The organism is Burkholderia sp. WP9 (assembly GCF_900104795.1).
Taxonomy (GTDB): Bacteria; Pseudomonadota; Gammaproteobacteria; order Burkholderiales; family Burkholderiaceae; genus Paraburkholderia.
This window is the reverse complement of record NZ_FNTG01000002.1, coordinates 882211-908878: the sequence shown is the minus strand read 5'-3', so window position 1 is coordinate 908878 and position 26668 is coordinate 882211. Positions and strand designations below refer to the sequence as shown.

General features: G+C 63.4%; 26 protein-coding genes. 8 read left to right on the top strand and 18 right to left on the bottom strand.

Features of this window, described 5'->3' with window-relative positions; translation table 11 throughout:
• Positions 1-208 precede the first annotated feature (208 nt).
• The 5 genes from BLW71_RS25370 to BLW71_RS25350 all read right to left on the bottom strand — a co-directional run bounded on the left by BLW71_RS25370 (position 209) and on the right by BLW71_RS25350 (position 5966).
• Entirely contained in the window at positions 209-2068 is a 1860-nt protein-coding gene (locus BLW71_RS25370; protein ID WP_091803203.1) for a TRAP transporter large permease, read from the bottom strand.
• Between the two features lie 4 nt (positions 2069-2072).
• A complete protein-coding gene (locus tag BLW71_RS25365) occupies positions 2073-3116 on the bottom strand; it encodes a TRAP transporter substrate-binding protein (RefSeq protein WP_091803200.1) in 1044 nt (347 codons plus the stop codon).
• Between the two features lie 156 nt (positions 3117-3272).
• A complete protein-coding gene (locus BLW71_RS25360; RefSeq protein WP_091803195.1) occupies positions 3273-4037 on the bottom strand; it encodes an SDR family NAD(P)-dependent oxidoreductase in 765 nt (254 codons plus the stop codon).
• A gap of 88 nt (positions 4038-4125) precedes the next feature.
• On the bottom strand, positions 4126-5124 hold the full coding sequence (locus BLW71_RS25355) for a transketolase family protein (RefSeq protein ID WP_091803191.1): 999 nt from the start codon (positions 5122-5124) through the stop codon (positions 4126-4128).
• On the bottom strand, positions 5121-5966 hold the full coding sequence (locus tag BLW71_RS25350; protein ID WP_091803187.1) for a transketolase: 846 nt from the start codon (positions 5964-5966) through the stop codon (positions 5121-5123). Before BLW71_RS25350 ends, BLW71_RS25355 begins: the two co-directional genes overlap by 4 nt.
• A gap of 131 nt (positions 5967-6097) precedes the next feature.
• Here BLW71_RS25350 and gcvA point away from each other — a divergent pair, with 131 nt between their 5' ends.
• The 3 genes from gcvA to BLW71_RS25335 all read left to right on the top strand — a co-directional run bounded on the left by gcvA (position 6098) and on the right by BLW71_RS25335 (position 8688).
• Complete coding sequence (gcvA, locus tag BLW71_RS25345) at positions 6098-6988, top strand: transcriptional regulator GcvA (RefSeq protein WP_177205117.1); 891 nt, start codon at positions 6098-6100, stop codon at positions 6986-6988.
• Between the two features lie 105 nt (positions 6989-7093).
• Positions 7094-7807 (top strand): alanyl-tRNA editing protein, encoded by a 714-nt coding sequence (locus BLW71_RS25340; protein ID WP_091808848.1) that lies wholly within the window; start codon positions 7094-7096, stop codon positions 7805-7807.
• Positions 7808-7833: 26 nt separating this feature from the next.
• Positions 7834-8688 (top strand): AraC family transcriptional regulator, encoded by an 855-nt coding sequence (locus BLW71_RS25335; protein WP_091803181.1) that lies wholly within the window; start codon positions 7834-7836, stop codon positions 8686-8688.
• Positions 8689-8722: 34 nt separating this feature from the next.
• On the opposite strand, the gene BLW71_RS25330 is transcribed toward BLW71_RS25335, so the two are convergent.
• The 10 genes from BLW71_RS25330 to BLW71_RS25285 form a co-directional block, all read right to left on the bottom strand.
• Positions 8723-9121: a hypothetical protein gene (locus BLW71_RS25330; RefSeq protein WP_091803177.1), complete on the bottom strand. Its 399-nt coding sequence runs from the start codon at positions 9119-9121 to the stop codon at positions 8723-8725.
• An 11-nt stretch (positions 9122-9132) separates the two neighbouring features.
• Positions 9133-9801, bottom strand: a complete 669-nt coding sequence (locus BLW71_RS25325; protein ID WP_091803174.1) for an RraA family protein — start codon at positions 9799-9801, stop codon at positions 9133-9135.
• Entirely contained in the window at positions 9798-10859 is a 1062-nt protein-coding gene (locus BLW71_RS25320) for an amidohydrolase family protein (RefSeq protein ID WP_091803171.1), read from the bottom strand. The genes BLW71_RS25325 and BLW71_RS25320 overlap by 4 nt, the downstream gene beginning before the upstream one ends.
• A 99-nt stretch (positions 10860-10958) precedes the next feature.
• A complete protein-coding gene (locus BLW71_RS25315) occupies positions 10959-12281 on the bottom strand; it encodes an MFS transporter (protein ID WP_091803168.1) in 1323 nt (440 codons plus the stop codon).
• 124 nt (positions 12282-12405) lie between these two features.
• Positions 12406-13305, bottom strand: a complete 900-nt coding sequence (locus BLW71_RS25310) for a LysR family transcriptional regulator (protein WP_091803165.1) — start codon at positions 13303-13305, stop codon at positions 12406-12408.
• Positions 13302-14276, bottom strand: a complete 975-nt coding sequence (locus BLW71_RS25305) for a LysR family transcriptional regulator (protein WP_091803161.1) — start codon at positions 14274-14276, stop codon at positions 13302-13304. Before BLW71_RS25305 ends, BLW71_RS25310 begins: the two co-directional genes overlap by 4 nt.
• 29 nt (positions 14277-14305) lie before the next feature.
• Positions 14306-15013, bottom strand: coding sequence for an EthD family reductase (locus BLW71_RS25300; RefSeq protein WP_091803158.1), 708 nt, complete (start codon positions 15011-15013; stop codon positions 14306-14308).
• A gap of 2 nt (positions 15014-15015) precedes the next feature.
• Positions 15016-15567: a 4-hydroxyphenylacetate 3-monooxygenase, reductase component gene (hpaC, locus tag BLW71_RS25295; RefSeq protein ID WP_091803154.1), complete on the bottom strand. Its 552-nt coding sequence runs from the start codon at positions 15565-15567 to the stop codon at positions 15016-15018.
• A 23-nt stretch (positions 15568-15590) separates the two neighbouring features.
• Complete coding sequence (locus tag BLW71_RS25290) at positions 15591-16808, bottom strand: acyl-CoA dehydrogenase family protein (protein WP_091803151.1); 1218 nt, start codon at positions 16806-16808, stop codon at positions 15591-15593.
• A 57-nt stretch (positions 16809-16865) separates the two neighbouring features.
• Positions 16866-18224 (bottom strand): MFS transporter, encoded by a 1359-nt coding sequence (locus BLW71_RS25285; RefSeq protein ID WP_091803146.1) that lies wholly within the window; start codon positions 18222-18224, stop codon positions 16866-16868.
• 313 nt (positions 18225-18537) lie between these two features.
• Between BLW71_RS25285 and BLW71_RS25280 the strand changes: the two genes are divergently transcribed.
• The gene (locus BLW71_RS25280) at positions 18538-19263 is read left to right on the top strand and encodes a haloacid dehalogenase type II (RefSeq protein WP_091803143.1); all 726 of its coding nucleotides are present in this window, start codon (positions 18538-18540) and stop codon (positions 19261-19263) included.
• Positions 19264-19377: 114 nt separating this feature from the next.
• On the opposite strand, the gene BLW71_RS25275 is transcribed toward BLW71_RS25280, so the two are convergent.
• Genes BLW71_RS25275 through BLW71_RS25270 form a run of 3 tightly spaced genes read right to left on the bottom strand, consistent with a single transcriptional unit; the run spans position 19378 to position 22056 of the window.
• Complete coding sequence (locus BLW71_RS25275) at positions 19378-20850, bottom strand: NAD-dependent succinate-semialdehyde dehydrogenase (protein WP_091803140.1); 1473 nt, start codon at positions 20848-20850, stop codon at positions 19378-19380.
• A complete protein-coding gene (locus BLW71_RS41130; protein WP_143048395.1) occupies positions 20825-21037 on the bottom strand; it encodes a hypothetical protein in 213 nt (70 codons plus the stop codon). Before BLW71_RS41130 ends, BLW71_RS25275 begins: the two co-directional genes overlap by 26 nt.
• Positions 21038-21039: 2 nt before the next feature.
• Complete coding sequence (locus BLW71_RS25270) at positions 21040-22056, bottom strand: LacI family DNA-binding transcriptional regulator (protein WP_091803138.1); 1017 nt, start codon at positions 22054-22056, stop codon at positions 21040-21042.
• 203 nt (positions 22057-22259) lie between these two features.
• Between BLW71_RS25270 and BLW71_RS25265 the strand changes: the two genes are divergently transcribed.
• The 4 genes from BLW71_RS25265 to BLW71_RS25250 all read left to right on the top strand — a co-directional run bounded on the left by BLW71_RS25265 (position 22260) and on the right by BLW71_RS25250 (position 26635).
• Positions 22260-23399, top strand: a complete 1140-nt coding sequence (locus BLW71_RS25265; RefSeq protein ID WP_091803135.1) for an ABC transporter ATP-binding protein — start codon at positions 22260-22262, stop codon at positions 23397-23399.
• A 119-nt stretch (positions 23400-23518) separates the two neighbouring features.
• Positions 23519-24772 carry an ABC transporter substrate-binding protein gene (locus BLW71_RS25260; RefSeq protein WP_091803132.1) on the top strand — a complete coding sequence of 418 codons (1254 nt, stop codon included), beginning with the start codon at positions 23519-23521 and terminating at the stop codon, positions 24770-24772.
• A gap of 85 nt (positions 24773-24857) precedes the next feature.
• Complete coding sequence (locus BLW71_RS25255) at positions 24858-25763, top strand: carbohydrate ABC transporter permease (RefSeq protein WP_091803129.1); 906 nt, start codon at positions 24858-24860, stop codon at positions 25761-25763.
• 20 nt (positions 25764-25783) lie between these two features.
• On the top strand, positions 25784-26635 hold the full coding sequence (locus tag BLW71_RS25250) for a carbohydrate ABC transporter permease (RefSeq protein ID WP_091803125.1): 852 nt from the start codon (positions 25784-25786) through the stop codon (positions 26633-26635).
• Positions 26636-26668: the final 33 nt, after the last annotated feature.

Here is a 26668-nt window from a genome sequence, read left to right as displayed (position 1 = left end):
CCTCTACGCCGCTGCGTTACGTGCAGCGGGCGGCAATAGATAACTTGGACGAAGCGACCCAAATGAGCGGCCTGATTAGGCAGCCCAAATAAGCGGCCCAAATAAGCGGCCCAAATAAGCGGCCCGAAGAAGCAGGCGAAAAAAGCGTGCTGAAGAACATCGCGCGAGGCAGCGCGGCGCATGCCTCGCGCTTCAGGGGATCAACGGCTCAATGCAGGAACCCCGTCGAAATCCACGGCACGGCGGCCACGATGATCAGGCCGACCATCAACGCGGCGATGTAACCGAGAATCGGTTTCATGCCTTCGTCGGGATGGATGCGGCTCACCGCGCAAGCAGAGTAGTAGCCCACGCCGAACGGCGGCGCGAACAGGCCCACGCCCATCGAGAGAATCACAACCATCGCGTAATGCACGTCGTGGATATGCATGGCGCGCGCGATCGGGAACATCAGCGGGCCGAACAGCACGATGGCCGGAATGCCTTCGAGCACGCTGCCGAGGATCACGAACACGCAGATCGAGGCCGCCATGAACATCGCCGCGCCGCCCGGCAACGCGCCCAGGGTCTGCGCGAGCTGGCCCGAGAAGCCGGATTGCGTCAACGCCCATGCCATTGCGGTGGCCGAGCCGATGATCAGCAGGATCGCGCCGGACAGCGTGGCGGTATCGATCAGCATGGGCTTGAGCCGCTGCCACTCGAAACGGCGATAGATCAGCAAGCCGGCCAGCACCGCATAAGCAATGCCGATGGTGGAAACTTCGGTCGCCGTCGCGATGCCTTCGACCACCGCCGCGCGAATCACGAACGGCAGCGCGAGCGCCGGAAACGCGATCACCAGTTTGCGCAGAATCTCGCCGCGCGTTGCACGTTTGACGTTCGACATGTCCTCGCGCCGATAACGCCACTGCACGACGATGCACAACGTAATAGCCAGCACGATGCCCGGCAGCATGCCGCCCGTGAAGAGCGCCGAGATCGACACGCCGGTCACCGAGCCGAGCGTGATCAGCACGAGGCTCGGTGGAATCGTCTCGGTCTGCGCACCGGTCGCGGCGAGCAGCGCCACCAGATCGCCCGGTTTCGCGCCGCGCGCTTTCATCTCCGGAAACAGCACCGGCGCGACCGCCGCCATATCGGCGGCTTTCGATCCCGAGATGCCGGACACCAGATACATGGCGCCGACCAGCACGTAAGAGAGACCGCCGCGCACGTGACCCAGCAGGCTCGCGAGAAACGCGATCATCGCCGCGGCCATGCCGGTCATCTCGATCAACTGGCCGAGGAACACGAAGAGCGGCACGGAGAGCAGGATCAGATGCGACATGCCTTCGTCCATCCGGCCCACGACGACCGGCATCGGCGTGTTGGTGGTCAGCGCGAGATAGCCGAAGGTGGCGAGTCCGAACGAAAACGCGATCGGCACGCCGCTCAGCACGCCGAGCGCCACGAGGCCGACGAAGAAGATCAGCAGGTTCACATTGCCGAGGTCGCGCAACACCGGCCCGAGCGCGATGAAGACGCCGACCAGCGCGCCGACCGTCGCGAGCGCGCCCAGCACGAGACGCCAGTTGCCGAGCCGCGCGAGCCGCACCACCGCGACCAGCAGCATCAGCGCCGAGCCGATCGGCAACGCGGCGGCGCGCCACGAGTTCGAGAGTTCGAGCGCGGGTGTGGTGATGAACGACTCGTCCTGCGCGAAGCTGATCGCCGGGCCGATCACCATCGCGAGAAACGCGATCGGCGCGGCGATCGCCACCACGTCGAGAAATGCGCGCACGCCCGGCGGCGCCATGCCGACCAGCGCCGTCATCCGCATATGCTCGCCGCGCCGCAAGGCGATCACGGCGCCGAGCATGGCGAGCCAGAGGAACAGCATCGAGGCGAGTTCGTCGGACCACACGAGCGGCGAGTGCAGCAGATAGCGGCTCGTCACCCCCGCGAGCAGCACGGCGATTTCCGCGAGCACCAGCAGGGCAGCGGGTATCTCCACCAGATGCCCGAGCGCGGAATCGAGCGCACAGGCGAAACGGTGCTGCCGCTCGTGCGAATAAGAGATCGAGATCATCGCATCACCCCAGTTTTCCGACGGACTTCTCCAGCAGGCTCCAGGCTTCGTCGCCGTATTTGCTCTTCCAGTCGTGGTAGAAGCTCGTCTTGGCCAGCGCGCCGCGGAATGACTCGCGATCCACGTCGATGAAAGTAATGCCCTTGGTTTTCAGATCGTCGCGCAGCGAACTGCTCAGCTTGGCGATGTCCGCGCGTTGCAGCATCGCGGCCTTTTCGAATTCGCGCGTGACGATGGTGCGGATATCCGCCGGCAGCCGTTCCCACGCGGCGCGGTTGCCGAGAATCCAGTAACCGTCCCACACATGCGACGTGAGGCTGATGTACTTCTGCACTTCATAGAGCTTGGCGGTGGCGATGATCGGCAGTGGATTCTCCTGGCCTTCCACCACGCCGGTCTGCAGGGCCGAATATAGTTCGTTGAAGTTGATCGGCGCCGGGCCCGCATCGAGTGCCTTGAAGAGCGACGTCAGCATCGGCGCCTGAGGCACGCGGATCTTGAAGCCCTTCAGATCGGCGGGCGCACGCAGCGCACGGGTGGACGAACTGATCTGCCGGAAGCCGTTGTCCCACACCTTGCTGACCGACACGATGCCGGACTTGGCGATCTGCGCGCGAATGTAATTGCCGAGATCGCCGTCCATCGCTTTCCACACCGCGTCGTAGTCCTTGAACGCGAAACCGGTGTTGACGATGCCCGCAGCCGGCGTGAGGGTCGCGAGAATCGACGACGCCTGGTTGAAGAACTCCACGCCGCCATTGCGCACTTGAGAAAGCAGGTCGGTGTCGGAGCCGAGCTGGTTCTGCGGAAACAGCTTGATATCGAGGCGGCCGTTGGTCGCTTCACGAATGTGATTGATCGCCTCCTGGGCGCGGATATTCACCGGATGAGTCGGATCCTGGCCGGTGGCGAGCTTGTACGAAAACTCGGGCGCGGCCATGGCGCGTCGCGAGACGCTCCACAAAGGCACGGCTGCGGACAAGGTGGCGCCGGCTTTCAGAAAGGTGCGGCGGCTGATGCCCTGCGGGGCGTTCGAACGGGTAGTCATGGTGTCTTCCTCCAATATGGCGTGTCGTTATGGTTATGCTGAAATCTCGAGCGCGGCGGCTGCACGTGTCGCGCGCCGCGCCCGTTTGCTGTCTGCTGCCAGGTCTCCATCGCCGCCGCCGGCTTCCCGCCAGACGGCCCGTCCTGCCGGGACGGATCAGCCGTGAATGAGCATCCCGCCGTTCACGTCGATCACCGCGCCGGTGATATACGACGACAGGTCCGACGCGAGGAACAGGAATGCGCCGGCCACGTCGTCGGGTACGCCGAGGCGATTCAACGGAATGCCCGCGAGAATCTCGACGCGCTTGTCGTCGCTGATCTTGCCGGCGTTGATGTCGGTCTGGATCAGGCCCGGGGTCACGCAGTTCACGCGGATGCCGTCGTTGCCGAGTTCGCGCGCCATCGCTTTCGCGAGACCGAGTACTCCGGCTTTGGCCGCGGAGTAATGCGGGCCGCCGAGAATGCCGCCGCCGCGCTGCGCCGACACCGACGACATGCAGCCAATCGAGCCGCTCTTCTGTTTCTTCATTTGTGGCACGACCGCTTGCGACAGATACAGCACGCCGCGCAGGTTGACGTCGAGAATGCGATCCCAGCTCTCCGGGTCGATGTCGAGCAGCTTGGCCGCCTGGGTGATACCGGCGTTATTGATCAGGATATCGATCGAACCGAAATCGGCGACGGTGCGCTCGACGGCGGCCTGGCATGCGCCGCGATCGGTGACGTTGCACGCATAGCCGCGATGCTCCGGCCCGATCGAAGCGGCGGCTTCGATTGCGGCCTTTTCGTCCAGATCGAAAATGGCGATACGCGCGCCGTGAGCGGCGAATTTGCGGGCGGTCGCCATGCCGATGCCGCGCGGCGACGCGCCGCCGGAAATGACGGCGACCTTGCCGTCGAGAAGACGTGACTCTGACATGATGCGGATCTCCTGAATGTGATGCTTATGGTTTGCTGCTTTCTTTGCTATCGGTTAATACGCTTGCTTGTGCCGATCAAATCGACGCTTAGCGCAGCCAGCCCTTGATCGTGTCGCACATCGCCTCGGTCGAAATACCGTAGCGATCGTGTAGCGTCGGCAGCGCGCCGGCATCGAGAAAGGCGTCGGGCAGGCCGATCTGGCGGAAGGGCGGCGTGACGCCGTTGGTCAGCAGCACGGTGGCCACCGCCTCGCCGAGTCCGCCGATCACCGTATGGTTCTCCGCCACGATCACGAGGCGCCCCGGCCGGCGCGCTTCGCGCAGCAGCGTGACCGTGTCGAGCGGCTTGATGGTCGGCACGTGCAGCACGCCCACGTCGATGCGATCGGCAGCGAGCGCCTTGGCCGTTTCGAGTGCGCGCATCGTCATGATCCCGGACGAGATGATCAGCACTTCGGCGCCGTCGCGCAGCAGCTTCGCTTTGCCGAGTTGGAACTGGTAATCGTATTCGTCGAGCACGACCGGCACGTTGCCGCGCAACAGCCGTGCGTACACCGGGCCGCGATGGTCGGCGATCGCCGGCACCATCTGTTCGATTTCGAGCGCGTCGCACGGGTCGATCACCGTGAGGTTCGGCATCGCGCGAAAGAGGGCGAGGTCTTCGGCCGCCTGGTGGCTCGGACCGTAGCCGGTCGTGAGGCCGGGCAGCGCGCACACCATCTTGACGTCGAGGTTGTCCTCGGCGATCGCCTGGTGGATGAAGTCGTAAGCGCGGCGCGCGGCGAACACCGCATACGTGGTGACGAACGGCTGCGCGCCTTCGTGCGCCATGCCGGCGGCCGCGCCCATCAGCAGTTGCTCGGCCATGCCCATCTGATAGAAGCGCTCGGGGTATTCCTTCGCGAACAGATGGAGGTCGGTGTATTTGCCGAGGTCGGCTGTCATGCCGACCACTTCGGGGCGGTTGCGCGCGAGCTCCACCAGCGCGTGGCCGAATGGTGCGGAGCGGGTGATCTGGCCTTCACCGGCGATCGAGGCGATCATCGCCGAGGTTTTCAGGCGCGGTTTCGGTGCGGCGGCGCTCATACGGTTCTCCCGGCTTCGAGCGCCTGCAGCGCGAGTTGCCACTCGTGCGCGTCGACGCGGATAAAGTGGTTCTTCTCGCGTGCTTCGAGAAACGGCACGCCGTACCCCATACGCGTATCGCAGACGATGATGCGCGGTTGCGCTTCAGAATGCGCGCGTGCCGCATCGAACGCGGCGACCACCGCCGCGAGGTCGTTGCCGTCCACGCGTTGCACGAACCAGCCGAACGCCTGCAGTTTCTCGACCAGCGGCTCGAACGCCATGACCGCTGAAGACGGTCCGTCGGCCTGCTGGTTGTTGACGTCGACCATCGCGATCAGGTTGTCGAGCTTCCAGTGCGCGGCGGACATCAGCCCTTCCCATACCGCGCCTTCGTCGAGTTCGCCGTCCGAGAACAGCGTGTAGACGGTGGCGTCCGAACCCTTGCGCTTCAGACCCAGGCAGCGGCCCACCGCAATCGTCAAGCCCTGGCCGAGCGAGCCGCCGGACATCTCCATGCCGGGTGTGTAACTCGCCATGCCGGACATGGGCAGGCGGCTGTCGTCGCTGCCGTAGGTCTCCAGTTCTTCGTCGGCGATGATGCCGGCTTCGATCAGCGCCGCGTACAGGGCGATCGCGTAGTGGCCGTTGGAGAGCAGGAAGCGGTCGCGGCCTTCCCAGTCGGGATCGTCGGCGCGATAACGCATGGCGCGGAAGTAGGCGACGGCCAGCACGTCAGCGATGTCGAGCGCCTGGCCGATATAGCCTTGCCCTTGCACTTCGCCCATGCGCAGCGCGTTGCGGCGGATCTGGTAGGCGTGCTCCGCGAGCTCGGGAAAGGGCGCGGCTTCTCTGAGGTTCATTGTCTCGTCTCCTTGTTTGCGTGGGCTGCATCGATGCCGCAGCCAGTGATAACAAGCGTAACCGTCCGCCCACCAGCGCTCAAACGAATTAAGATGGCCGATGGATGAATTGAATTCACGTGGATGCTGCCATGCACAATCGCGTCACACTCAAGTCGATACAAGCGTTCGAAGCGGCCGCGCGGCTTTCGTCGTTCGCGCTCGCAGCAGAGGAACTGTTCGTGACGCCTTCGGCGATCAGCCATCAAATCAAGCTGCTCGAAGAGCAATTGAGCATTCGTCTGTTTCATCGGCTGCATCGCACGGTGCTGTTGACGGACTCGGGGCGGCAATACGCAGAGGAGATCACCTCGGCGTTCGCGCGTATCGACGCGGCGACGCGCGAGATCGGCCGCGTGGCCAAGAGCGACATCCTCACGATTCATTGCACACCAAGTTTTGCGACCCAGTGGCTGATGCCGCGCATCGCGCGGTTCAGCGCGGCACATCCGGATATCGACGTGCGTTTGAACGCGTCGTCCGAAGCGGCGGATCTGATTTCGGAAGCGGTCGATATCGACATCCGCTATGGTCCGCGCAAGCTGCAACCGGCCGGCACGTTGGTACTGGAATTGCCGCCGGAGACGATCGTGCCGCTATGCGCGCCGGCGCTCATGAGCGGCGACCATCCGCTGCGCAGCATCGAGGACTTTCAGCACCACTCGCTGATCCATAGCGAAGGCTGTCTGGTCGGCTGGCGGGACTGGATGCGTTTGCATCGAAAGACACGGATCGATATTGGACGCGGGCCGCGCTTCGACCGCTCGTTCATGGCGTTGAGCGCCGCGGTCGATGGCTTGGGCGTGTGTCTGGAGAGCCTGCTGCTCGCGCAGCGCGAACTGGAGACTGGGCGCCTCGTCGCGCCGTTCGGCGCGGACGGCCTCAGCGTAAGCGGCTATACGCTGAATCTGCTCAAGTCACGTGCGGATTTGCCGAAGCTACGCAGCTTTCAGGATTGGCTGTTTGCCGAATTGGAGAGGTAAGGCGCTCCTTGCATGGCCGCCTCCCAGGGCATTTTTAACCAAGACGGCCTCGCACGGGACTGGGTATGCTTGCCATATTCAGTCAATGCATGCGAGGACAACAAGGTGGCGCACTATCTTTGCCATGAGCAACCGGACCTGCTGGACTTCGAAACGACCGTGATCGCGGCGCGGCCCGGCGCTGTCGTGCTGGGCCGATCCGCTCTGCATCCGGGCGGCGGCGGGCAGGTCTCAGACGCGGCCATGCTCACGCACGCGCACGGCGCGGTGCGCATCACAGGCGTCGCGGCGGAAGGCGATATGCTGTGGCATCTGCTCGACGAGCCGCTGGAACTGGCCGGCAACGTGCACGTGGCCATCGACGCGGCGCGCCGCGCCACCGTCGCTCAACTGCATACCGCTACGCATATTCTCAATGCACTGGTGTATCAACGTTTTGCCGGCGCGCTCGTGACCGGCGCGCAGATCAACGCGGACGGCACCGCGCGCATGGACTTCGATCTGCCCGACGCGGATAACGACGCCCTGCGTCTGCTGGAAGAGCCCGCCAACGAAGTGATCCGCAATGCGATGGACGTGCGCGTCTACTATGTCAGCGCCGACGAAGCGAAGGCAACGCAAGGCCTGATCCGCAGCCTCTCGGTGGCGCCGCCGCCGACGCCGGACGGTAACGTGCGTATCGTCGAGATCGGCGATCTGGACCGGCAGGCGTGCGGCGGCACGCATCTGACCAACACCGCGCAGTCGCGGCCCATTCGCATCGCGAAGATCGAAAACAAAGGCCGTCGCAATCGTCGTGTCAGAATCGAGCTGGTTTGATGGGTGTTCAGAAGGGAGCGTGTGCTATGGAGACATCGGATAAGAGCGAGCCGGAAGTGGTCTGCTGGCGCGACGGCGCGCTCGACGGCGCGTGTCTTGCGAGCGCACGCTATGGCAATCACAAGTTCGACCGCCATCTGCACGACGAACTGGTCATCGTCATGACGGAAGCCGGCGCGGGCCAATGCCATACGCGCGCGGGCAGCGAGATTGCCGGACCCGGCAGCGTGCTGGTGTTCGGGCCGGGCGAATATCATAGCGGTGAGGTTTGGGAGGGCCGCGAATGGATTTATCGCGCGATCTATCTCGACATGGAAGGGCTTGGCGCGCTGAGCGCGGTGTTCTCACCCGATGCGCGCGCCGACAAGCCGCTGCTGATTCCGCCGGGACTTTATCAGGATCCGCACCTCGCGGGTTTGCTGGTCAAGGCGCACGCGAGCATGGATGAACAGGGCGCTGTCTCGCTGATGGAGCGTCAGGCGAACTGGTGGGCCGCGATGGGCATGCTGGTCGGACGCTATGGGCGCTCCGGTGAGGAGCCGGTCGAGCCCCGGCGCGAAGCGCGCAAGATGGAGCAGGTGCGCGAGTATGTCGCCGCCAATTACGAGCGTGATATTTCAGTCGACGAACTGGCGGAACTGGTCGGGCTGAGCCGTTTTTACCTCACACGCGCTTTCTGCAAGGAGTTTGGCTTGCCACCGCACGCCTACGCGACCCAGGTGAGGTTGCTGGCGGCGAAGCGGATGCTCGCTGCCGGCCACAATGCGGCGACGGCCGCGGTAGCGGTGGGCTTTTACGATCAAAGCCATCTGAACCGGTTGTTCAAGCGCGCCTATGGCATCACGCCCGGCGCGTATGCGGCGTTGAAGCCGGGGCATTGAGCCGCGGCTCGCGGCTCGCGGCTCGCCGCCACCATCACGCGGGCAGAGGCACATCCTCGATCAGCGCCGCCCGCACCGCACGAATCCTGCGGTCGACGAAGTACCCTCCGCCTTCCACGTAGCGCAGATAAAGCCTCCCGCACAACGAGCATTGCCACACGGCGCACCGGTTATACGGGAAGTATTTCGGCGCGATAGGCGCGTCCGCCGCCCAATAACTGGTTTTGCCCGGCAGATACTCACTGAACGTCGGCTCCGGATCGTCCTCCGGCAACAGCGTGCCGATTTCCTCGAACTGCGTTTCATCGAGCGACAAAGGTTGAGATTGCCAGCCGTCGAGCGGGGTTTTCGTGCACGAGCAGGGCGCGGTAGCGCGCGTTTGCGCATTGCGCGCGAGTTCGAGGAGTGTTGCCGTGTTCAGATATTGCGCCATGTGGCCCACAATCAGTTGTTCATCATTCGTTCCCGGTGCGGAACGACCCACGAGCGGTCGAATCTGCCGTCGGCAATCGACTTCAGCGCCGCTGTTTCTTTCGCATGCTGGCGACGCGCGCCTTCGATCACCGCTTCCACGTCGGCGGGCGCGATGGCGAGCAAGCCATCTTCGTCGCCAACAATGATATCCCCAGGATGCACGACCATGCCACCGACCGTGACAGGCACGTTGATTTCGCCCGGTCCGTTCTTGTATGGGCCACGATGCGTGACGCCCCGCGCGTACACCGGAAAATCGCGCTGACGCAGCGCGCCGACGTCACGGATCGCGCCGTCGATCACGAGACCCTGAACGCCGAGACTTTCCGCGAAGCTGGCCATGATCTCGCCCATCAGCGCCTGGGTGAGATCGCCCGCGCCGTCGATCACGAGCACGTCGCCGGGCCGGCAAAAGTCGAACGCGCGATGAATCGCGAGATTGTCCCCTGGCCGGGTGTGGACCGTGACGGCGGTGCCTGCCATGGGTCTCGGTTGGTGATAGGGCCGCAAGCCCACCATGCCGCTCGCGCGCGCCATGTTGTCGCTCAGCAGCGACACGGCCAGTTCACGCAATGCGTCTAGCGTGGCCGGCCTCGCCTGCGGCGCGGACTCGTATTCGCGCCATCCGATTGGATTCATACCGTTGCCCCTTGAGTTGCTGGTGTAGCGAGCTGTCGATCGAGTTGACGATCGAGTTGACGCGAGAGCCGCGCATACACGGCGCGCGCGTTGTCTTCGTAAATACGCTGGCGGTCGGCGTCGCTGAGCCAGTCGATGGCGTCGATATAGCGGCGGGTGTCGTCGTAATAGTGGCCGGTTTCCGGATCGATACCCTGTACCGCGCCGATGGTTTCCGACGCGAACAGGATGTTGCCGACCGGAATGACCTTGGCGAGCAGTTCGGTGCCGGGCTGGTGATAGACGCAGGTGTCGAAGAACACGTTGTTCAGCAGGTATTCGCTTAGCAGCGGACGCTTCATGTCCTGCGCGAGTCCGCGATAGCGTCCCCAGTGATACGGCACGGCGCCGCCGCCGTGTGGGATGATGAAGCGCAGCGAGGGAAAGTCGGCGAACAGATCGCCCTGCAGCAATTGCATGAACGCCGACGTGTCGCCGTTGATGTAATGCGCGCCCGTTGCATGGAAGTTTGGATTGCACGACGACGAGACGTGGATCATCGCCGGCACGTCGAGTTCCACCATCGCCTCGTAGAGCGGATACCAGGAGCGGTCCGTGAGCGGCAGACCGGACCAATGGCCGCCGGACGGATCCGGATTCAGATTGCAGCCGATAAAGCCGAGCTCTTCGACACAGCGCCGCAATTCGGCGATGCAGTTGGCGGGCGGCACGCCCGGCGCCTGCGGCAATTGGCACACGCCGACAAAGTTGCGCGGAAACAGTTCGCACACGCGATGCACAAGGTCGTTGCATTCGCTTGACCAGAGCGCGTTGGCTTCGGCGGTGGCGAGGTGATGACCCATGCCGGCGGCGCGGGGCGAGAAGATCGTGAGGTCCGTTCCGCGCTCCCGCTGGATACGCAGCTGGCCGGTTTCGATGCTCGCGCGAATTTCGTCGTCGGTGATCGATGGCCGTGGCGGCGGCGTGCCGCCGTCCTTTAGCGCGGCGATCTGCTGCGCGCGCCAGGCTTCGTGCTGGCTCGGTGCGGTCGTGTAATGACCGTGACAATCGATGATCATGGTGTGCCAATCCTGTGAGTTGTCGCTGCGCGTGCATGCGCAGTGCGCGCAGATTCGATCCGCTGTCTGTTCAATCGCTCCGTCCGGCCGTGCCGCCTTTCAGGCGCGCGGGGCGGGGTCGGCGGCGGCGAGGGAAGTTGCTTCGTCTTCCGCCGGTGTGACCCGCATGACCAGCGCGATGATCGTCGCAACAACCAGAAAGGCCGCGATCGTCAGCAAGGCCAGCTTGAAATTGCCGGTTGTGCTGCGCACGAGGCCGATGCTCCACGGCCCGACCAGGCCGCCGAATTGCGCGATGGTGTTGATCAGCGCGATCGTCGCGGCGCCCGCCGCGCCGGTCCTGAACGACGATGCGAGGCTCCAGAACAGCGGGTTGCCCGCATAGATGAACAAACCGGTCACGCACAGCAGCCCATAAGCGATCACGGGGTTCGGTGCGTAGGCGCTGCCGGCAATGGCCAGCGCGCTCATGCCGTACACGAATGCGAGGTGCTTCTTGCGGTCGCCGGTGCGATCGGAACTGCGGCTGACGAGGAACGTGCCCAGCACGCCGAGCAAAGGCGGCGCGGCCGATAAAAAGCCGACTTCGAGATTGGTCAGGTGGCCGAGGCTCTTGACGATCTGCGGCAACCACAGAAACAGGCCGTAAATGCCAACCAGCGCGCAACCGAACAGGCACGCAAGACTCCATACGCGGATGTCGCCTGCCACGCGCAGCAGCGGGAAATGCGCGTTACCGCCCACGGCTTCGCGCTCGGCGGCGAGCGTCGATTCGAGCCAGCGCTTTTCGTCGACGGACAGCCAGTCGGCATCGGCGGGGCGTTCGGTCATGACGCGCAGCGTCAGCAGGCCGAGCAGCATGGCCGGCACGCCTTCGAGAATGAACATCCATTGCCAGCCCTGCAAACCGAGAATGCCGTTCGCGTAGGTCATCAACGCGGTGGAAATGGGACCGCCCAGCACCGCGGAAAATGAACCGGCGATGATATAGCCGCCCACCGCGCGCGCGCGGTAGCGCACGGGAAACCATTTCGTCAGGTAGACGGCGACGCCCGGCAGAAAACCCGCTTCCATGACGCCGAGCAGAAAGCGCAGCACGTAGAAGCTCGAATCGTTGAACACGAACGCCGTGGCGGCGGCGACCGCGCCCCAGGTCAGGAGAATGCGTGCGATCCAGCGGCGTGCGCCCACGCGATGCAGCAACAGGTTGCTCGGCACTTCCAGCAACATGTAGCCGACGAAGAAGATGCTGCCCGCGAACCCGAACACGGCCGGACTGAACCCGAGCTGCCTGTTCATGTCCAGCGCGGCGAAACCGATATTGATCCGGTCGAGATAGTTGAAGAACATCATCGCGAAGAGCAGGGGCATCAGGCGCCCGTAGACTTTTCGCATGGTTACGGCTTCGTTGATCGCGTCCATCCTGTCTCCTACCTTGCGGCGACGGCCGTAGCCGTGGCTGCGTTCTAATCATATGTGAGTCAATGATAAGAACGCGCGCGGAGGGAGTCCAAGACCGCTTGCTTATGCTTCTATAACTGATTGCTTATAGTGCGGGGCCCGGGAGCGGCGCGGGAAGGCAACCCAGAAACGCTCGCAGATGAGGCGAAGGGTCGTCGGTGCGGAAAGTGGCTGCGAGTGTGGAGCGATACGACGAGCCGGGTCCGGTGAGGTGGCGGAAAACCACATCAGTGCGCCCGTGCCGCGCCACCGATTCGCCGATAAAGGTCACGCCCAGACCCGCGGCCACCAGTGCAATTGCAGTCTGGATCTCATAAGCCTCGTGCGCGACGACCGGGGTGATGCCCGCATCGCGATAGAGCGATTGCACGGAGCGTTTGAATTGAGCGTTCTGATGCTTCGGGTACAGAATCAACGGAGTATCGGCGAGTTCGGCAATGCGCACTTTCTTGTGCGCGGCAAGCGGATGCCCCGGTTCCAGCGCGGCCATGACGCGCTCGCGCAGCAGCGGATACGACGTGCAACCTTCAATCGTCAGCGGCTGCCGGCCAATGCCGATGTGAATGCGCATGTCGCGCAGCGCATCGGTCTGTTCTTCGGTGAGCATCTCGAAGAGTTTGAGTTCGACCTGCGGAAACGCCTCGTGAAATGCTTTCAGCGCGGGCGGCAGAACGCTGTACATCGACGAGCGGGTGAAGCCGATGCTCAGCCAGCCACGCCGGCCTACGCCGATTTCCTGCGCGACAAGGGTCATCTGTTCCAGCGTGCCGAGTATTTGCCGCGCCTCGCTGCACAGATACTGGCCCGCCTCGGTCAAGCTCAGCGGACGCCTCGCGCGATCGACCAGTTGCGTGCCGAGTCGTTCTTCGAGCGAACGGATCTGCTGGCTCAGTGCGGGCTGCGCGATATGCAGACGTTCGGCGGCGCGGCTGAAGTTGAGCTCCTCCGCGAGAATCACGAAGCACTGCAGGGCTCTGACGTTCATATCGATTCTTTTCTCCGCGCCCGTCGCGGTGCGAGGGCTGGCGTTTGCGCGCTGCTCGCCGGTCGATGGAACATGCCGTAGATTTCATCGAGCAGCCAGGCAATGCCCGGATCCGCCGAAAATTGCGAGTGCGAGTGAACCTGAATTTCAATGGGCGGCAGCGCGAACGGCAAAGGCAGGATGCGAAAGGCTTTATTGCGGTTGAAACGCTGCGCGATACTCCGCGGGAAAATCACGGCGAGGTCGGTATGTTGGACGATTTCCGGCGCCACCACGAAATGCGGCAGGCGCAGCACAATATCGCGGCGCAGATTCAACTCTTCCAGCCACTGTTCGACCATGCGGTGGCCGGTTGCGTTGGTGCTGGCATAGACGTAACGCAGGCTCGCGAGATCTTCCTTGGTCGGCTTCTGTTTGCGCAGCGGGTGACCGGCCCGCACCACGCAAACATGTTCGTCGACGAAGAGCGTTCTGCTTATGCAACCGGGGTCGAGGCCGGGCACATAGCCGAGCGCGAGATCGATCTTGCCGCTGCGCATGGCCGAGCTCACCGAGTCGACGGAGACATTCGCAATTTCCAGGCGAATACCGCGCGCGTTGCGATCGAGCATCGACAGAAGCGGCGGCAGGAAATAGAATTCCGACATATCCGACATCGACACGCGAAACACGCGCTGCGCCGTGGCCGGATCGAACTTGGCGATTTGCTGGACCGCGTCGTTGATGATCCCGAACGCCTGCGTGAGCGGCGCGTGCAGGCGCAAGGCGGCGTCGGTTGGAATCATGCCGGTGGGCGTGCGAACGAAGAGCCGGTCGTCGAACAGCACGCGCAGCCGGCGCAACGCGTGGCTGACGGCAGGCTGCGTGAGTCCGAGACGTTCCCCGGCGGCGGTCAGGCTGCGCAGATCGGAGATGGCGAGAAACACGCGCAGCAGGTTCAAGTCCGTAATGCCGGGGTGCGACTTGGTCATGACGTTCGGATCGCGGCGAGAGAGGGCATTTATTTGGGTTTCAGATTACCGTAAATGCTTCGCATAGGGAAATGCAGCGTCGCGCCGCTATACGGCGGGAAGGCGTTGAAGTCCTGCTTCATGCTGGCCCGAACCGGTGACGCGAGGGCCGCGGCCAGCGACGCGGCATCGTCGAAAACCACCTTGTTGCGTTGCATGGCCGTGACGCGCGCCACGTCGAGGCCCGAACGGTAATCCAGACGCGTGTAAATTTCGAGTTCGCGAATGCCGGGCAATTGCGCCATGAGTGGCGGATGATGCGCGAGGTAGTGCGAGAGCCACGCGTTGAAGTCTTGCGCTTCGCCTTCGTAGCTGACGAGGTATGTGCAGCGCTCGGCGCGGGCGCCGGGGTCACCCGGATTCAGCGTGGCGAACTGCCTGACCGCCATGGCCTGCTGCGTGAAAGTGAGACCCGTGGTCGTAGCGCCTTCGACCACGTCGTGCAACGCACCTCCCGGTTGCAGCGCGTGTTCAAGCGGTTCGAGATCGTCGAAATACCATTGCAGCACGCAGCGGGGGCGGGCGGAAGTGTCGATCGTCGACAAAGGATCGCGGTCGTCCGATTCCTCGGGCACGTGAATCGCGAAACGGCGCAATCCCTCCGTGTCTTGCGAGGCAGCTTCGAGCCGTGACAGCTCGGGGGGCCGCGCTTCTCGCTCAGGCGCACCGTGGCCAATCAGAAAGAAGCAGACTTCCACGTTCACCTCGTTGCTTGCGCGGTAAGCGGCGCGGTTGCTGGCGGCCTGCTCAAGCGATGAAACTGCCGGCCGAAATAAATCAGCCCGTCGCCGTCCGAGCGCAGCGCAATGTGGCGGATCTGAGCGAACATGACCGAGTGCGAGCCGACCGTCTTGATGTCCACGATCTCACCTTCGAGACTGGCGATCGCATCCTGCAGCACCGGTGCCGGCGACTCGCCCACGGTCCAAGCGTGACGGCCGAAGCGCTCGTCCATCGAGCACGCCGTCATGCCGGCAAAATCACGCGCGAGTTCCTGGCACTCCGCGGCAAGCACATTGATGCACACGCTGCGGTTGCGATGCAGGACGTCATGCACGTAGCTGGCCTGATTGATACAGACGAGCATGGTCGGCGGCGCGTCCGTCACGGAGCACACCGCGCTTGCGGTGATGCCACAGCGGCCGCCGGGTCCATCCGTGGTGATGATGTTGACGGCGGCAGGCAGGCATGCCATCGCGTCGCGGAAACGCATTCTGGTGTCTTCGATCGTCACGTTCATTTCCTTTTGCATGGCAGGAGGCCGGGCGCGCCGTGTTACGGAAAAGGCGTGACTGGCGGCACGCCCGCGAACAGCGCGCCGGAGGCGTCATACGTGCCTTCGCCCAGAAACGCATGTTGTGTCACGACGATCGAATCCCGCACGAGACGCTGCAACCGGTTCTCGCGATAGATCGCGGCAACGCCCGCCATCTGATACGCCTGCATCACCACTTCGGCGCCGATCTGCGCGGCGTGCGTCGCGCTCAGGCGCAACAGATTCGCCTGGTCCTGTGAGACGGCATCGCCGTTGGTGATCGTCCGCCATGCGGCCTCGGCGGATTCGTAGAAGAACGCGCGGGCGCTGCGCCAGTTGGCCTCCGCTTTCGCGAGGCCCGAGCGGTAATAGCCGCGGTCGGCGAGGCGCGGCGCGCCGGTGGTGGTTTTGGTCGAGCCGGACATGCCTGTCAACAGATCGAGCGCCGCCCGCGCGAGACCGATGTTGACGGCAGCGTGCACCTGCGCCTGATAGGCGACGGCGGGGTAGCGGTACAGCGGTTCGTCGATCAGCGCCGCGCCGCCGCGCACGAAGGTCCATGGCGTCTCAACGAATTTATCCTGGAGCCGCAGATCGTGGCTGCCGGTTCCCTGCATACCGACCACGTTCCAGTTCTCGACGATCTCGACCTCATGCGCGGGAAACACCGCGGTGAACGGCTTGCCCGCGGCCGCCGCGCCGGAGTTGGCGGGCGTGCCGCCGATGCCGACGCCGATCCAGTCCGCGCCCTTGCAGCCGCTCGCGAAGCGCCACTGCCCGCTCACCACGAAGCCACCCGGCGCCTGGGCAGCGGGTTGCAGCGGGTAGAGGCCGCCCGAGAAAACCTGATCGGGTCCGGTGGCGTAAATCTGCTCCTGTGTTTCGATCGGCAACGCGGCGATATACGTATTCGCCGAGCCGAACGCGGCCACCCAGGCAGCGGAGCCGTCGGCGATCGCAATGCGTTCGAGCATCCGCAGAAATTGCGCCGGTGGCAGCGCGTCGCCGCCGAAGCGTTGCGGCGTGCTGGCGCGGAAGATGCCCGCGCGCTTCATCTTCGCGATCATGTTGCGCGGGACATGGGAGAGTTGATCGAACTCGTCGCGGCGGCGCTCGATCTCGCTGATCAGCGCGTCGAGCGTGATCGGGCCGGCGTACTCAGGATACGGATCGGCATGATCGAGCGCCCTGGGTTCGTAAGCGTAGGTCGAAACATTGCTCATCTGAAGGCTTTGCATGATGACGGCTTGAAAATGGAGTAAATGAGTTCGGACGAATTGGCGTCGGCGGGGGCGTCAAGCGCTTTCGCGCTCGGCATGCTCTTTGGCCTTCGCCTCGAGCCGCAGCGCTTTGGGAAAGGTCTCCGGTGCGAAACAGGTGGCGAGTACCGTGATCAAGCCGAGCACGACGAGATAGATCGCCACCGGTGCGGCGCTGCGGTAATGCGCGAGCAGCGCGGTCGCGACCATCGGCGAGAGTCCGCCGCCGAGTACCGACGAAATCTCGCGGCCGATACCGAGCCCCGAAAACCGCAGATGAACCGGCAGCAACTCGCTGATGAACGCGGGCTGCGCGCCTTCGAGAATGCCGAGCGTGATGCTGTTGGCGAGCACGAGCGCTGCGATGACTTTCCACAGCACGCCCGAGCCGAGCAGCGTGAAATACGGGTAGGCGACCAACACCATCGCCACGGCGCCGGCGAGATAGACCGGCTTGCGGCCGATCCGGTCCGTGAGACGCCCCATCAACAGCGACATGGGGATCATCAGCAACATCGACACGGTCAAGCCGCCTAACACCCAGCTCGATTTGAGGCCGATGAACTGGCCATACGCAATCGAGAACGCGAAGAAGATGTACGACGCCGCGCCTTCGCCGAAGCGCAGGCCGAACACGGTCAACACCTGGCGCGGGCATTGGCGCAGCACTTCGACGACCGGCATGCGGGCATCGCGGCGCGTGGCCTTGACTTCGGCGAACTCCGCGCTTTCGTCGACGGAGCGGCGCATCCACAGGCCGAGCGCGACCAGCACGGCGCTGCAGAGGAACGGCACGCGCCAGCCCCAACTGTGAAAGTCGGCGGGCGTGAGCGTTTGCACGAGCAGAAACGCGGCGGTGGACAGCACGAAGCCGAACGCTGCGCCGCACGGGCTCCAGGCCGCGAGCGCGCCGCGCCGGGAGGCGGGCGCGCTTTCGTGAATCAGCAGAATGCTGCCGCTCCATTCGCCGCCTGCGGCGAGGCCTTGCAAAATGCGCAACAGCACCAGCATGACGGGCGCCGCGAGGCCGATCTGCTGATAGGTCGGCAGAAGACCCATGCACACGGTGGCCGTGCCCATGACGAGCAGCGTCAGCATCATGACCGTCTTGCGGCCGTAGCGGTCGCCGATATGGCCGCACAGCACGCCGCCGATGGGCCGCGCGATAAAGCCCACCGTAAAGCCGCCGAACGCAGCGATCGTGCCGGTTAGCGGATCGCTGCCAACGGGAAAGAACAGCTTGCCGAATACGAGTGCGGCGGCGGTGCCATAGAGGAAGAAGTCGTACCATTCGAGAACCTGACCGAGCACGGCGGTCGTCACCGCGCGACGAACCTTGCTGGTGGGCCGGATGGCGGGCAGGGGTGTCAGAACAGCTGTCGCGTCAGAATTCATGGCAGTGGGAGGGTCACGAGGTGGAGGGTCGCGCGTTCTCGCCTTTTTGATCGGCAGGAGCGGCGAGACGAATCCGGCAGGCATGTCGAACGATAGGACCGTGAAAAAGCGCGGTCAAATTCGGGCCAAAAATGCCCGTCATGAATCGTGTGCATGACGGTTACGCTATTGCACGCGCGGCCGTTGCAGGCACTTGCGCGTGTGGGTTCCAACAGGAGCGGATTGGCGGTTTGTTCGGGGAACTGAGATTTGGCGAAGCGCGGCCATGGCTCTACACTGTGTTCACATTCGGCGAAACAAGGAGAGAACTGGCATGCAATTGACCGATTTCGATACGCTGACGTTCGACTGCTATGGAACGTTGATCGACTGGGAAACCGGCATTTTCGAAGGCTTGCGGCCGCTGCTCACGCGTGTGGAACCGCCACTCACGCGCGACCAGGTGCTCGAAGCACACGCGCGGCACGAATCGTCGCAGCAGAGATACACGCCGGGGCGGCGTTATCAGGAGCTATTGCCGATCGTCTACAAGCGTCTCGCGGAAGAGTGGCAGGTGCCGTACACGCTCGCCGACTGCGTGGCGTACGGCAAGTCGATCCAGAACTGGCCCGCGTTCGACGATTCCGCTGCGTCGTTGCAATACCTGAAGCAGCATTACAAGCTGGTGATTCTGTCGAACGTCGATAACGAAAGCTTTGCTTATAGCAACGCGAAATTACAGGTCGAATTCGACGCGATTTTTACGGCCGAGGATATTGGCTCATACAAGCCGTCGCCGCGCAATTTCGAGTACATGCTGGAAAAGCTCGGCGAGCGAGGCATCAGGAAGGAAAAGATTTTGCACACGGCCGAAAGCCTGTTCCACGACCACAAACCGGCGAACGAATTCGGCCTCTCGTCGTGCTGGATTTATCGCCGGCACGCAAAGCAGGGCTTCGGTGCGACGATGGATCCGGGCTCACAGCCGAAGATCGACTTCCGCTTCAACAGCATGGGTGATCTGGTGAAAGCGCATCAGCGGGCTTTGCAGGCCAAATAGCGATTGAATGAAAACTGCCGCCCCGTTTCAGCGCCTCTTTGGAATGTAAGGCGCTGCGCCGAGGCGGCAGAGTGTGCAGGTCAGGCGTTCAGTTGCCAGCGGGATAGCGGCTCGTCAATCAAGCCCGCCTTGGCACAAGTACTTGATCGACATGTAATCGTCGAGCCCGTACTTCGAGCCTTCGCGGCCATAGCCCGATTCCTTCACGCCACCAAACGGCGCCGCTTCGCTCGACACTGCGCCTTCATTGATGCCGATCACCCCCGCTTCGAGCTGTGCGGCCACGCGGTTGATACGCCGCACGTCCTGCGTGTAGAAGTAGGCGGCGAGGCCGAACGGCGTGTCGTTGGCGAGGCGGATCGCTTCGGCTTCGTCGTCGAAACTGAAGAGCGGGGCAACCGGGCCGAAGGTTTCTTCGCAGCAGACCAGCATGTCGTCGCGCGCGTCCGTCAGCACGGTCGGCGCGTAGTAGTTCGGGCCGAGTTCCGTCAGGCGCTTGCCGCCCGTCAGCACTTTCGCGCCGTGTTTGACGGCGTCTTCCACGTGACGGGCGATCTTCTCGATTGCGCGCTCGTTGATCATCGGGCCGATCTGCGCGTCCGGGTCCGTTGCGGGCGCAACCTTCAAGGCAGCGACGCGTCGCGCGAGCAGCTCGGCAAAGCGCGCATAGACGCCGGCCTGCACATACACGCGGTTCGGACACACGCAGGTCTGGCCGCCGTTGCGGAATTTCGCCGCCATCAGACCGGTCACGGCGGCGTCGAGATCGGCGTCGTCGAATACGATAAAGGGCGCGTTGCCGCCCAATTCCAGCGAGAGCTTCTTGAGCGTGCCCGCGGATTCACGCGCGAGATGCTTGCCGACCGGCGTGGAGCCGGTGAACGTGATCTTGCGCACGCGCGCGTCGGCGAGCCAATCGGCAACCGCGGCAATGCCCTGTTCACGCGAGGCCGACAGCATGTTCAACACACCGTCCGGCAGACCGGCTTCCTGCGCGAGCGCGGCGAGAGCGAGCGCGGTGAGCGGCGTGTCTTCGGCGGGTTTGGCGACCACGGTGCAACCGGCCGCGAGCGCGGGCGCGATCTTGCGGGCGATCATGGCCAGCGGGAAATTCCACGGCGTGATGGCCGCGACCACGCCGACCGGTTCCTTCACCGCGCTCATGCGCTTGCCGCGCTGCTGCTGCGGAATCAGATCGCCGTAGATGCGGGTCGCTTCGTCGGCGAACCACGCCACGTACGACGCACCGTAAGCCACTTCGCCGCGGCTTTCCGCGAGCGGCTTGCCCTGTTCCATCGACATCAGCTTCGCGAGATCGTCGGTATTGGCGACGATCAGCGCGTGCCAGCGGCGCAGGATCTCGGCGCGCTCGCGCGGCAGCTTATCGCGCCAGGCGGGGAACGCGCGGGCTGCGGCGTCGGTGGCGGCGCGCGCGTCCGCGGCGCCGCTGTTCGCGACTTCGACGATCGTTTCGCCGGTGGCCGGGTTGGTGACGGCAAAGCGGGCGCCGTCGGCGGCACCGGCCCATTTTCCGTCGATCAGGTTCTGCGGGCGAATCAGTTCACTGCGCGTCAATGCGAGAGACATCGGGTTGCTCCTTCAGGTTGCCCTTGATTCGGCGAGGCTCGCGGCGGCGCGGCCGCGTACCGTGGGCCGATTGATGGATCGATGCTACGCCTGTGCCGCAATCGATCAAATTGACAATCGGGGCGTCGGCGGTTTGCACGCCTTTTTTTTCGTGCTGTGACAGCATTTTCTGCTGAATGGCTTGCAAATTCATTTCGGCCGTCGCGGCCCGGTCGACGCGCGCACGATCAGCGTGGGCGGCGGGGCGAGCAGCATCGACGGCTGCTGGTCCGGCGTCTGGATCAGCCGGATCAGACTCTCGACCGACAACTCCGCGATCGCCGCGGTCTGAATCGCGACCGTCGTCAAAGCGGGATGCACCTGGTGCGCCAGTTGAATGTCCGTAATGCCGATCACCGAAACGTCGTTCGGCACCGCTCGGCCCAGCGTCAGCAGCGCCTGTGCCGCACCGATCGCGAGCAGGTCGTTGGTCGCGAAAATCGCGGTGAGATGCGGCCGGTTTGCCATCAGTTGCATGCAGGCGGCGTAGCCCGCGTCGATCGAGTCGCGGATTTGCAGCACCGCCGCCGCGTCGGTCTCGATGCCGGCGGCGCGCATCGCGGCGCGAAAACCGTTGGAGCGCGCATCCTGCAAGCCGCCGCAACCGTCGCCGATCAGAAGGCCGATTTCGCGGTGGCCGAGCTCGAGCAGATGCCGCGCGGCCAGCTCGCCCGCGAGATGAAAATCCACGGCGATGCAAGGCAGCGCGGGCGGCGATTCCGGGTGTTCCCACATGGCCAGCAGAATCGGCGCGCTGTGCGTAGCCGACGCACACAGATCGTTGATCGTGATGTCCGTGTTCATGACGAGCACGCCGTCGGCCAGCGTACCTGCGATCTGGTTCAGATACGCGCGGCCGATCTCGGCGTCATCGTCAGTATTGCAAACCATCAGGAAGTGGCCGGCTTTGCGCGCGGCACGCTCGGCGGCCAGCACGAACTCGGGGTAGAACGGGTTCGAGATATTCGACAGCATCAACGCGAGCGTCGACGAGCGGCCCTCGGCCAGTGCGCGTGCATTCAGGTTGGGCCGGTAGCCGAGATCGGCGATCGCCTTGAGCACGCGTTCAGCCGTTTCGGGGCGCACCTTCTCGCGGTTGCGCAGCACGTTGGAGACAGTCGCGGCGGTGACGTGAGCGCGCTTCGCAACTTCGGACAGAGTGACCATAACTTCTTTATCCCATATTCAGGGAATGCGATTCAAATGTTGCAAGCTGCGGGCGACGTTGATAACTTGCTGGAAAACATCCAGGAGACACCCGCCATGACTTTTTCCCTCGAACTCGAATTTAAGCGATTAAATGCCTGCCGTGCAAGGGTTGGTCACTTATTTTTCCTAGAAATTTAAGCGGTTAAATCCACGGAGGCAGCATGGCGGCAATTCGTTTGACGAACGTGCAGAAGTCGTACGGTGACCATCCGCCGGTGATCCGGCGCGTGAATCTGGAGATAGCGCAGCACGAGTTCTGCGTCTTTCTGGGACCTTCGGGTTGCGGCAAGTCGACTCTGCTGAGAATGATCGCGGGTCTCGAAGACCTGAGTGAAGGCGAACTGCATATCGGCGGCCGTCTGGTGAACGACGTACCTGCCGCGGCGCGCGGCGTCGCCATGGTGTTCCAGAGCTACGCGCTGTTTCCGCACATGACCGTGTTCGACAACATGGCATTCGGTCTGAAGCTCGCGAAACAACCCAAGAACGTGATCGACAGCAAGGTGCGCGAAGCCGCGCGCATTCTGCAACTGGACAGCTTTCTGGAGCGCTATCCGAAGGCGCTTTCGGGCGGGCAGCGACAGCGCGTCGCGATCGGCCGCGCGATCGTGCGGGAGCCCGGCGTGTTCCTGTTCGACGAGCCGCTGTCGAATCTCGACGCCGCGCTGCGTGGCCAGACGCGCGTCGAAATCGCGCGTTTGCATCAGCGCTTTGCCAACGCGAGCGTGGTGTACGTGACCCACGACCAGGTCGAAGCGATGACGCTCGCCGACCGGATCGTGCTGCTGCATGCGGGTGCTGACGCCGAGCGCTTCGGCAGCATCGCGCAAAGCGGGGCGCCGCTCGAGTTGTATCACCATCCCAAGTCGCGCTTCGTGGCGGGTTTCATCGGTTCGCCGCGCATGAATTTTATCGACGCCGTGGTCGATTCGATCGAGCCGGGGAGCGTAACGGTCACGCTGACGCAAAGCGGTGAGCGATTGACCGCACAGGTCGACGGTCAACGTTTGCAGCGCGGCCAGCCGGTCACGCTCGGCGTGCGGCCGGAACATCTGCGCCTCGACGGCGCCGGGCAGTCCGTGCAGTGCACGACGGTGCTGTCGGAACGGCTCGGCGAGCACAGCTATGTCCACGCGGATCATGCGGCGGGCACGCTCATCGCCAAGGCCGCGGGCGATACGCCGATCGGGTCGGGCGAGCGTATTGCCATTCACGTTCCGCCTTCTGCCTGTCATCTGTTCGACGCGGATGGGATTGCACTGCGGCGAAGCGCGTTCGAGCCCGAACGCGCCGCCGCTTGAGTTTTGGTTCGTGAGCGTTTGAAGCAACAACTGATTCATCAAAGCCGAATTCCGCCACAGAGCGGGTTACATTGCCGGCAGCCGCGCTGCCGGCCAACAAGGTATCAAGGAGACACAAGATGATTGCTTTTCGCCTTCGCCGTCTTGCACACGTGTCGATCGCAGCCGCACTGGTCGCCGGTTCGCTCTGCTGCGCCGCAGTCGACGCCGCCACGCTCAACGTCAACGTATCGGCGCGCGGGAATCAGCGCTCGACATGGCAGGACGCGTTCGACAAGTTCAAGAAGGCCAATCCCGATGTCGATCTGAAGGTGACCTACATCACCGAAGAAGCGTACAAGGTGCAGATGAGCGGCTGGCTTGCCACCGATCCGCCCGACGTCGTTTCATGGCACGACGGCGAGCGCATGGCGTATTACGCGCAACGCGGCCTGCTCGAAGACCTGTCGGCGGACTGGAGCAAAAATGGCTGGTCGCAGCAGTACGCGTCGGTGAAGGATGCGTCGACGTATAAGGGCAAGCAGTACGCGGCGCCGCTCGGCTACGACGCCTACGGTTTCTTCTATCGCAAGGATCTGTTCGAGAAGGCCGGCATCAAGAGCGAGCCGAAGACGTGGGATGAATTTCTCGATGCCTGCAAGAAGCTGAAGGCCAGCGGCGTCGCGCCGATCGCCGTGGCCGCGCGCGACAGCTGGACGCTTGCCGCCTGGTTCGACTATCTGGATCTGCGCATCAACGGCAACGCATTCCATCAGCAATTGATGGCCGGCGAAATTCCCTACACCGACGCACGCGTGAAAAAGGTCTATGCCGCGTGGAAAACGCTGATCGATGACCACTATTTCATCGACAATGCGCTCTCTTACGACCTCGATTCGATCGCACCGTTTCTCGTGAACGGCAAGGCGTCGATGATGCTGATGGGCACGTTCTTCTCCGCGAGCATTCCGGCGAACCTCAAGCCGCAAACCGGCTTCTTCCGCTTCCCCGTGATCGACGCGAACGTGCCGATGGCCGAGGACGGTCCGGTCAACGTGCTGCTGATTCCCGCAAAGGCGAAAAACAAGGCCGACGCGCGCAGGCTGCTCGCCTTCATGGAACAGCCGCAGATCAACGCCGATCTCGCGAAGGGCTGGGGAACGCTGCCGTCGAACAGTCTGGCGACCGAGCCTGACGATCCGATTTCGAAGGTTGGCTTCCAGACACTCGCCAACACCAAGGGCGGTATCGCGCAGTTCTACGATCGCGACATGCAGAAGGAAATGGCCGACGAAGGCATGAAAGCGATGCAGCAGTTCTACAGCGATCCGTCGCAACTCGACGCCGTGCTCGTGCGCCTCGAAGCGACCCGTAAGCGCATCTATCAGAAGTAAAGAAGTCAGTCACGGAGCGCCGGCGGCCTAGCAACGGCCGGCGCTCGTCTTCGAATCGCCTTCGCTTTCCGACGAGGCCCGATCCATGTCTCATTCCGCAGCGCGCCGCTTACCCGCGGCTTCGCACCGTCACGTCTCGACCACGCGCCGTCATCAGCATCGCGCCGCATTCTTCTTCCTGTTGCCGGGTTGTGCGTTGTTTTGCCTGTGCGTGGTGTATCCGATCATCAGCAGCATTTCGCTCAGTTTTTATCACTGGGACGGCATGGCGCCGAAGACCTTCGCCGGCCTCGACAACTATATCGAGCTGTTTCATGCCGACACGTTTTATACGGCGCTCAAGAACAACCTCATCTGGCTCGCGCTGTTTCTGCTGGCGCCACCGCTTGGGCTGCTGTTCGCGTTGTATCTGAACCAGCATATCCGCGGCATGCGCGTCGTGAAGTCGCTGTTCTTCGCGCCGTTCGTGCTCTCGGGCGTGGTGGTCGGTCTCGTGTTCAGCTGGTTCTACGATCCGGGCTTCGGTTTGCTGCGCCTGATCGTCGGTCATGGCATTCCCGTGCTCGGCGATCCGCATACGGTGACGTTCGGCATCGTGTTCGCCGCGTTATGGCCGCAAACACCGTTCTGCATGGTCCTCTACCTGACGGGCCTGACGGGTATCAATCCGGAAGTGGTCGAGGCGGCGCGCATGGAAGGCGCCAAAGGCGTGAAGCTGCTATGGCACGTGATCCTGCCGCAACTGCGGCCCGCCACGTTCATGGCCGTGGTGCTGACGGTGATCGGCGCATTGCGCAGCTTCGATCTGATCGCGGTGATGAGCGGCGGCGGTCCGTTCGACAGTTCCACCGTGCTTGCCTATTACATGTACGACCAGGCCATCAAGTACTACCGCGAAGGCTATTCCGCGGCGATTGCCGTCGTGCTGTTCGCCATCATGCTCGTCTACATCGTGTTCCATTTGCGCCGCATGCTGCGCGAAGAACGCTGATCTCCAAGGAGTTGCGCGTCATGTATCCGCTTCCCGTCGAACGCTGGAAACCGCTCAATCGCACGCTCTACAAAGTGTCGTTGCCCATTGCGCTGTTGATATGGCTTCTGCCGATGCTGGCCGTGCTCGTCACGTCGATCCGTTCATCCGACGAGCTGTCGCAAGGCGACTATTGGGGCTGGCCGAAGCACTTTGCGCTGCTAGAAAACTACGGCACGGCGCTCACGCAAACGCCGATGCTGCATTACTTTGCCAACAGCGTGCTGATCACGGTGCCTTCGGTGCTCGGCGCGATCGTGCTGGCGTCGATGGCGGGCTTTGCGTTGGCGACCTACCGGTTCCCGGGCAATACCGCAGTGTTGTTCGCGTTCGTCGCCGGCAATTTCGTGCCGATCCAGATCCTGATGATCCCGGTGCGCGACATGGCGCTGAAGGTCGGACTGTTCAATAGCGTGTGGGCGCTGGTGATTTTCCACGTGTCGTTTCAGACCGGCTTCTGCACGCTGTTTCTGCGAAATTTCATCAAACAGTTGCCATTCGAAATGATCGAGGCCGCGCGCGTGGAAGGCGCGAGCGAATGGACCATCTATCTGCGCATCGTGTTGCCGCTGATCCGGCCCGCGCTCGCCGCACTCGGCATTCTGGTGTTCACGTTCGTGTGGAACGACTATTTCTGGGCGCTATGTCTCACGCAAGGCGACGACGCCGCGCCGATCACGGTGGGCGTCGCGGCGCTCAAGGGCCAATGGACGACCGCGTGGAACCTGGTCGCCGCGGGCTCGGTGCTGGCCGCGTTGCCTTCCGTGCTGATGTTCTTCCTGATGCAGAAGCACTTCGTAGCCGGTTTGACCTTCGGTGCAAGCAAGGGCTGAGCGCCGGTCCGACGTTATCTAACAACGAGAATC

Excerpts from the sequence above, each read along its gene's own strand:
- BLW71_RS25370 (WP_091803203.1), bottom strand. The coding sequence starts at position 2,068 with ATGATCTCGATCTCTTATTCGCACGAGCGGCAGCACCGTTTCGCCTGT.
- BLW71_RS25365 (WP_091803200.1), bottom strand. The coding sequence starts at position 3,116 with ATGACTACCCGTTCGAACGCCCCGCAGGGCATCAGCCGCCGCACCTTT.
- BLW71_RS25360 (WP_091803195.1), bottom strand. The coding sequence starts at position 4,037 with ATGTCAGAGTCACGTCTTCTCGACGGCAAGGTCGCCGTCATTTCCGGC.
- BLW71_RS25355 (WP_091803191.1), bottom strand. The coding sequence starts at position 5,124 with ATGAGCGCCGCCGCACCGAAACCGCGCCTGAAAACCTCGGCGATGATC.
- BLW71_RS25350 (WP_091803187.1), bottom strand. The coding sequence starts at position 5,966 with ATGAACCTCAGAGAAGCCGCGCCCTTTCCCGAGCTCGCGGAGCACGCC.
- gcvA (WP_177205117.1), top strand. The coding sequence starts at position 6,098 with ATGCACAATCGCGTCACACTCAAGTCGATACAAGCGTTCGAAGCGGCC.
- BLW71_RS25335 (WP_091803181.1), top strand. The coding sequence starts at position 7,834 with ATGGAGACATCGGATAAGAGCGAGCCGGAAGTGGTCTGCTGGCGCGAC.
- BLW71_RS25330 (WP_091803177.1), bottom strand. The coding sequence starts at position 9,121 with ATGGCGCAATATCTGAACACGGCAACACTCCTCGAACTCGCGCGCAAT.
- BLW71_RS25325 (WP_091803174.1), bottom strand. The coding sequence starts at position 9,801 with ATGAATCCAATCGGATGGCGCGAATACGAGTCCGCGCCGCAGGCGAGG.
- BLW71_RS25320 (WP_091803171.1), bottom strand. The coding sequence starts at position 10,859 with ATGATCATCGATTGTCACGGTCATTACACGACCGCACCGAGCCAGCAC.
- BLW71_RS25315 (WP_091803168.1), bottom strand. The coding sequence starts at position 12,281 with ATGGACGCGATCAACGAAGCCGTAACCATGCGAAAAGTCTACGGGCGC.
- BLW71_RS25310 (WP_091803165.1), bottom strand. The coding sequence starts at position 13,305 with ATGAACGTCAGAGCCCTGCAGTGCTTCGTGATTCTCGCGGAGGAGCTC.
- BLW71_RS25305 (WP_091803161.1), bottom strand. The coding sequence starts at position 14,276 with ATGACCAAGTCGCACCCCGGCATTACGGACTTGAACCTGCTGCGCGTG.
- hpaC (WP_091803154.1), bottom strand. The coding sequence starts at position 15,567 with ATGCAAAAGGAAATGAACGTGACGATCGAAGACACCAGAATGCGTTTC.
- BLW71_RS25290 (WP_091803151.1), bottom strand. The coding sequence starts at position 16,808 with ATGCAAAGCCTTCAGATGAGCAATGTTTCGACCTACGCTTACGAACCC.
- BLW71_RS25285 (WP_091803146.1), bottom strand. The coding sequence starts at position 18,224 with ATGAATTCTGACGCGACAGCTGTTCTGACACCCCTGCCCGCCATCCGG.
- BLW71_RS25280 (WP_091803143.1), top strand. The coding sequence starts at position 18,538 with ATGCAATTGACCGATTTCGATACGCTGACGTTCGACTGCTATGGAACG.
- BLW71_RS25275 (WP_091803140.1), bottom strand. The coding sequence starts at position 20,850 with ATGTCTCTCGCATTGACGCGCAGTGAACTGATTCGCCCGCAGAACCTG.
- BLW71_RS25270 (WP_091803138.1), bottom strand. The coding sequence starts at position 22,056 with ATGGTCACTCTGTCCGAAGTTGCGAAGCGCGCTCACGTCACCGCCGCG.
- BLW71_RS25265 (WP_091803135.1), top strand. The coding sequence starts at position 22,260 with ATGGCGGCAATTCGTTTGACGAACGTGCAGAAGTCGTACGGTGACCAT.
- BLW71_RS25260 (WP_091803132.1), top strand. The coding sequence starts at position 23,519 with ATGATTGCTTTTCGCCTTCGCCGTCTTGCACACGTGTCGATCGCAGCC.
- BLW71_RS25255 (WP_091803129.1), top strand. The coding sequence starts at position 24,858 with ATGTCTCATTCCGCAGCGCGCCGCTTACCCGCGGCTTCGCACCGTCAC.
- BLW71_RS25250 (WP_091803125.1), top strand. The coding sequence starts at position 25,784 with ATGTATCCGCTTCCCGTCGAACGCTGGAAACCGCTCAATCGCACGCTC.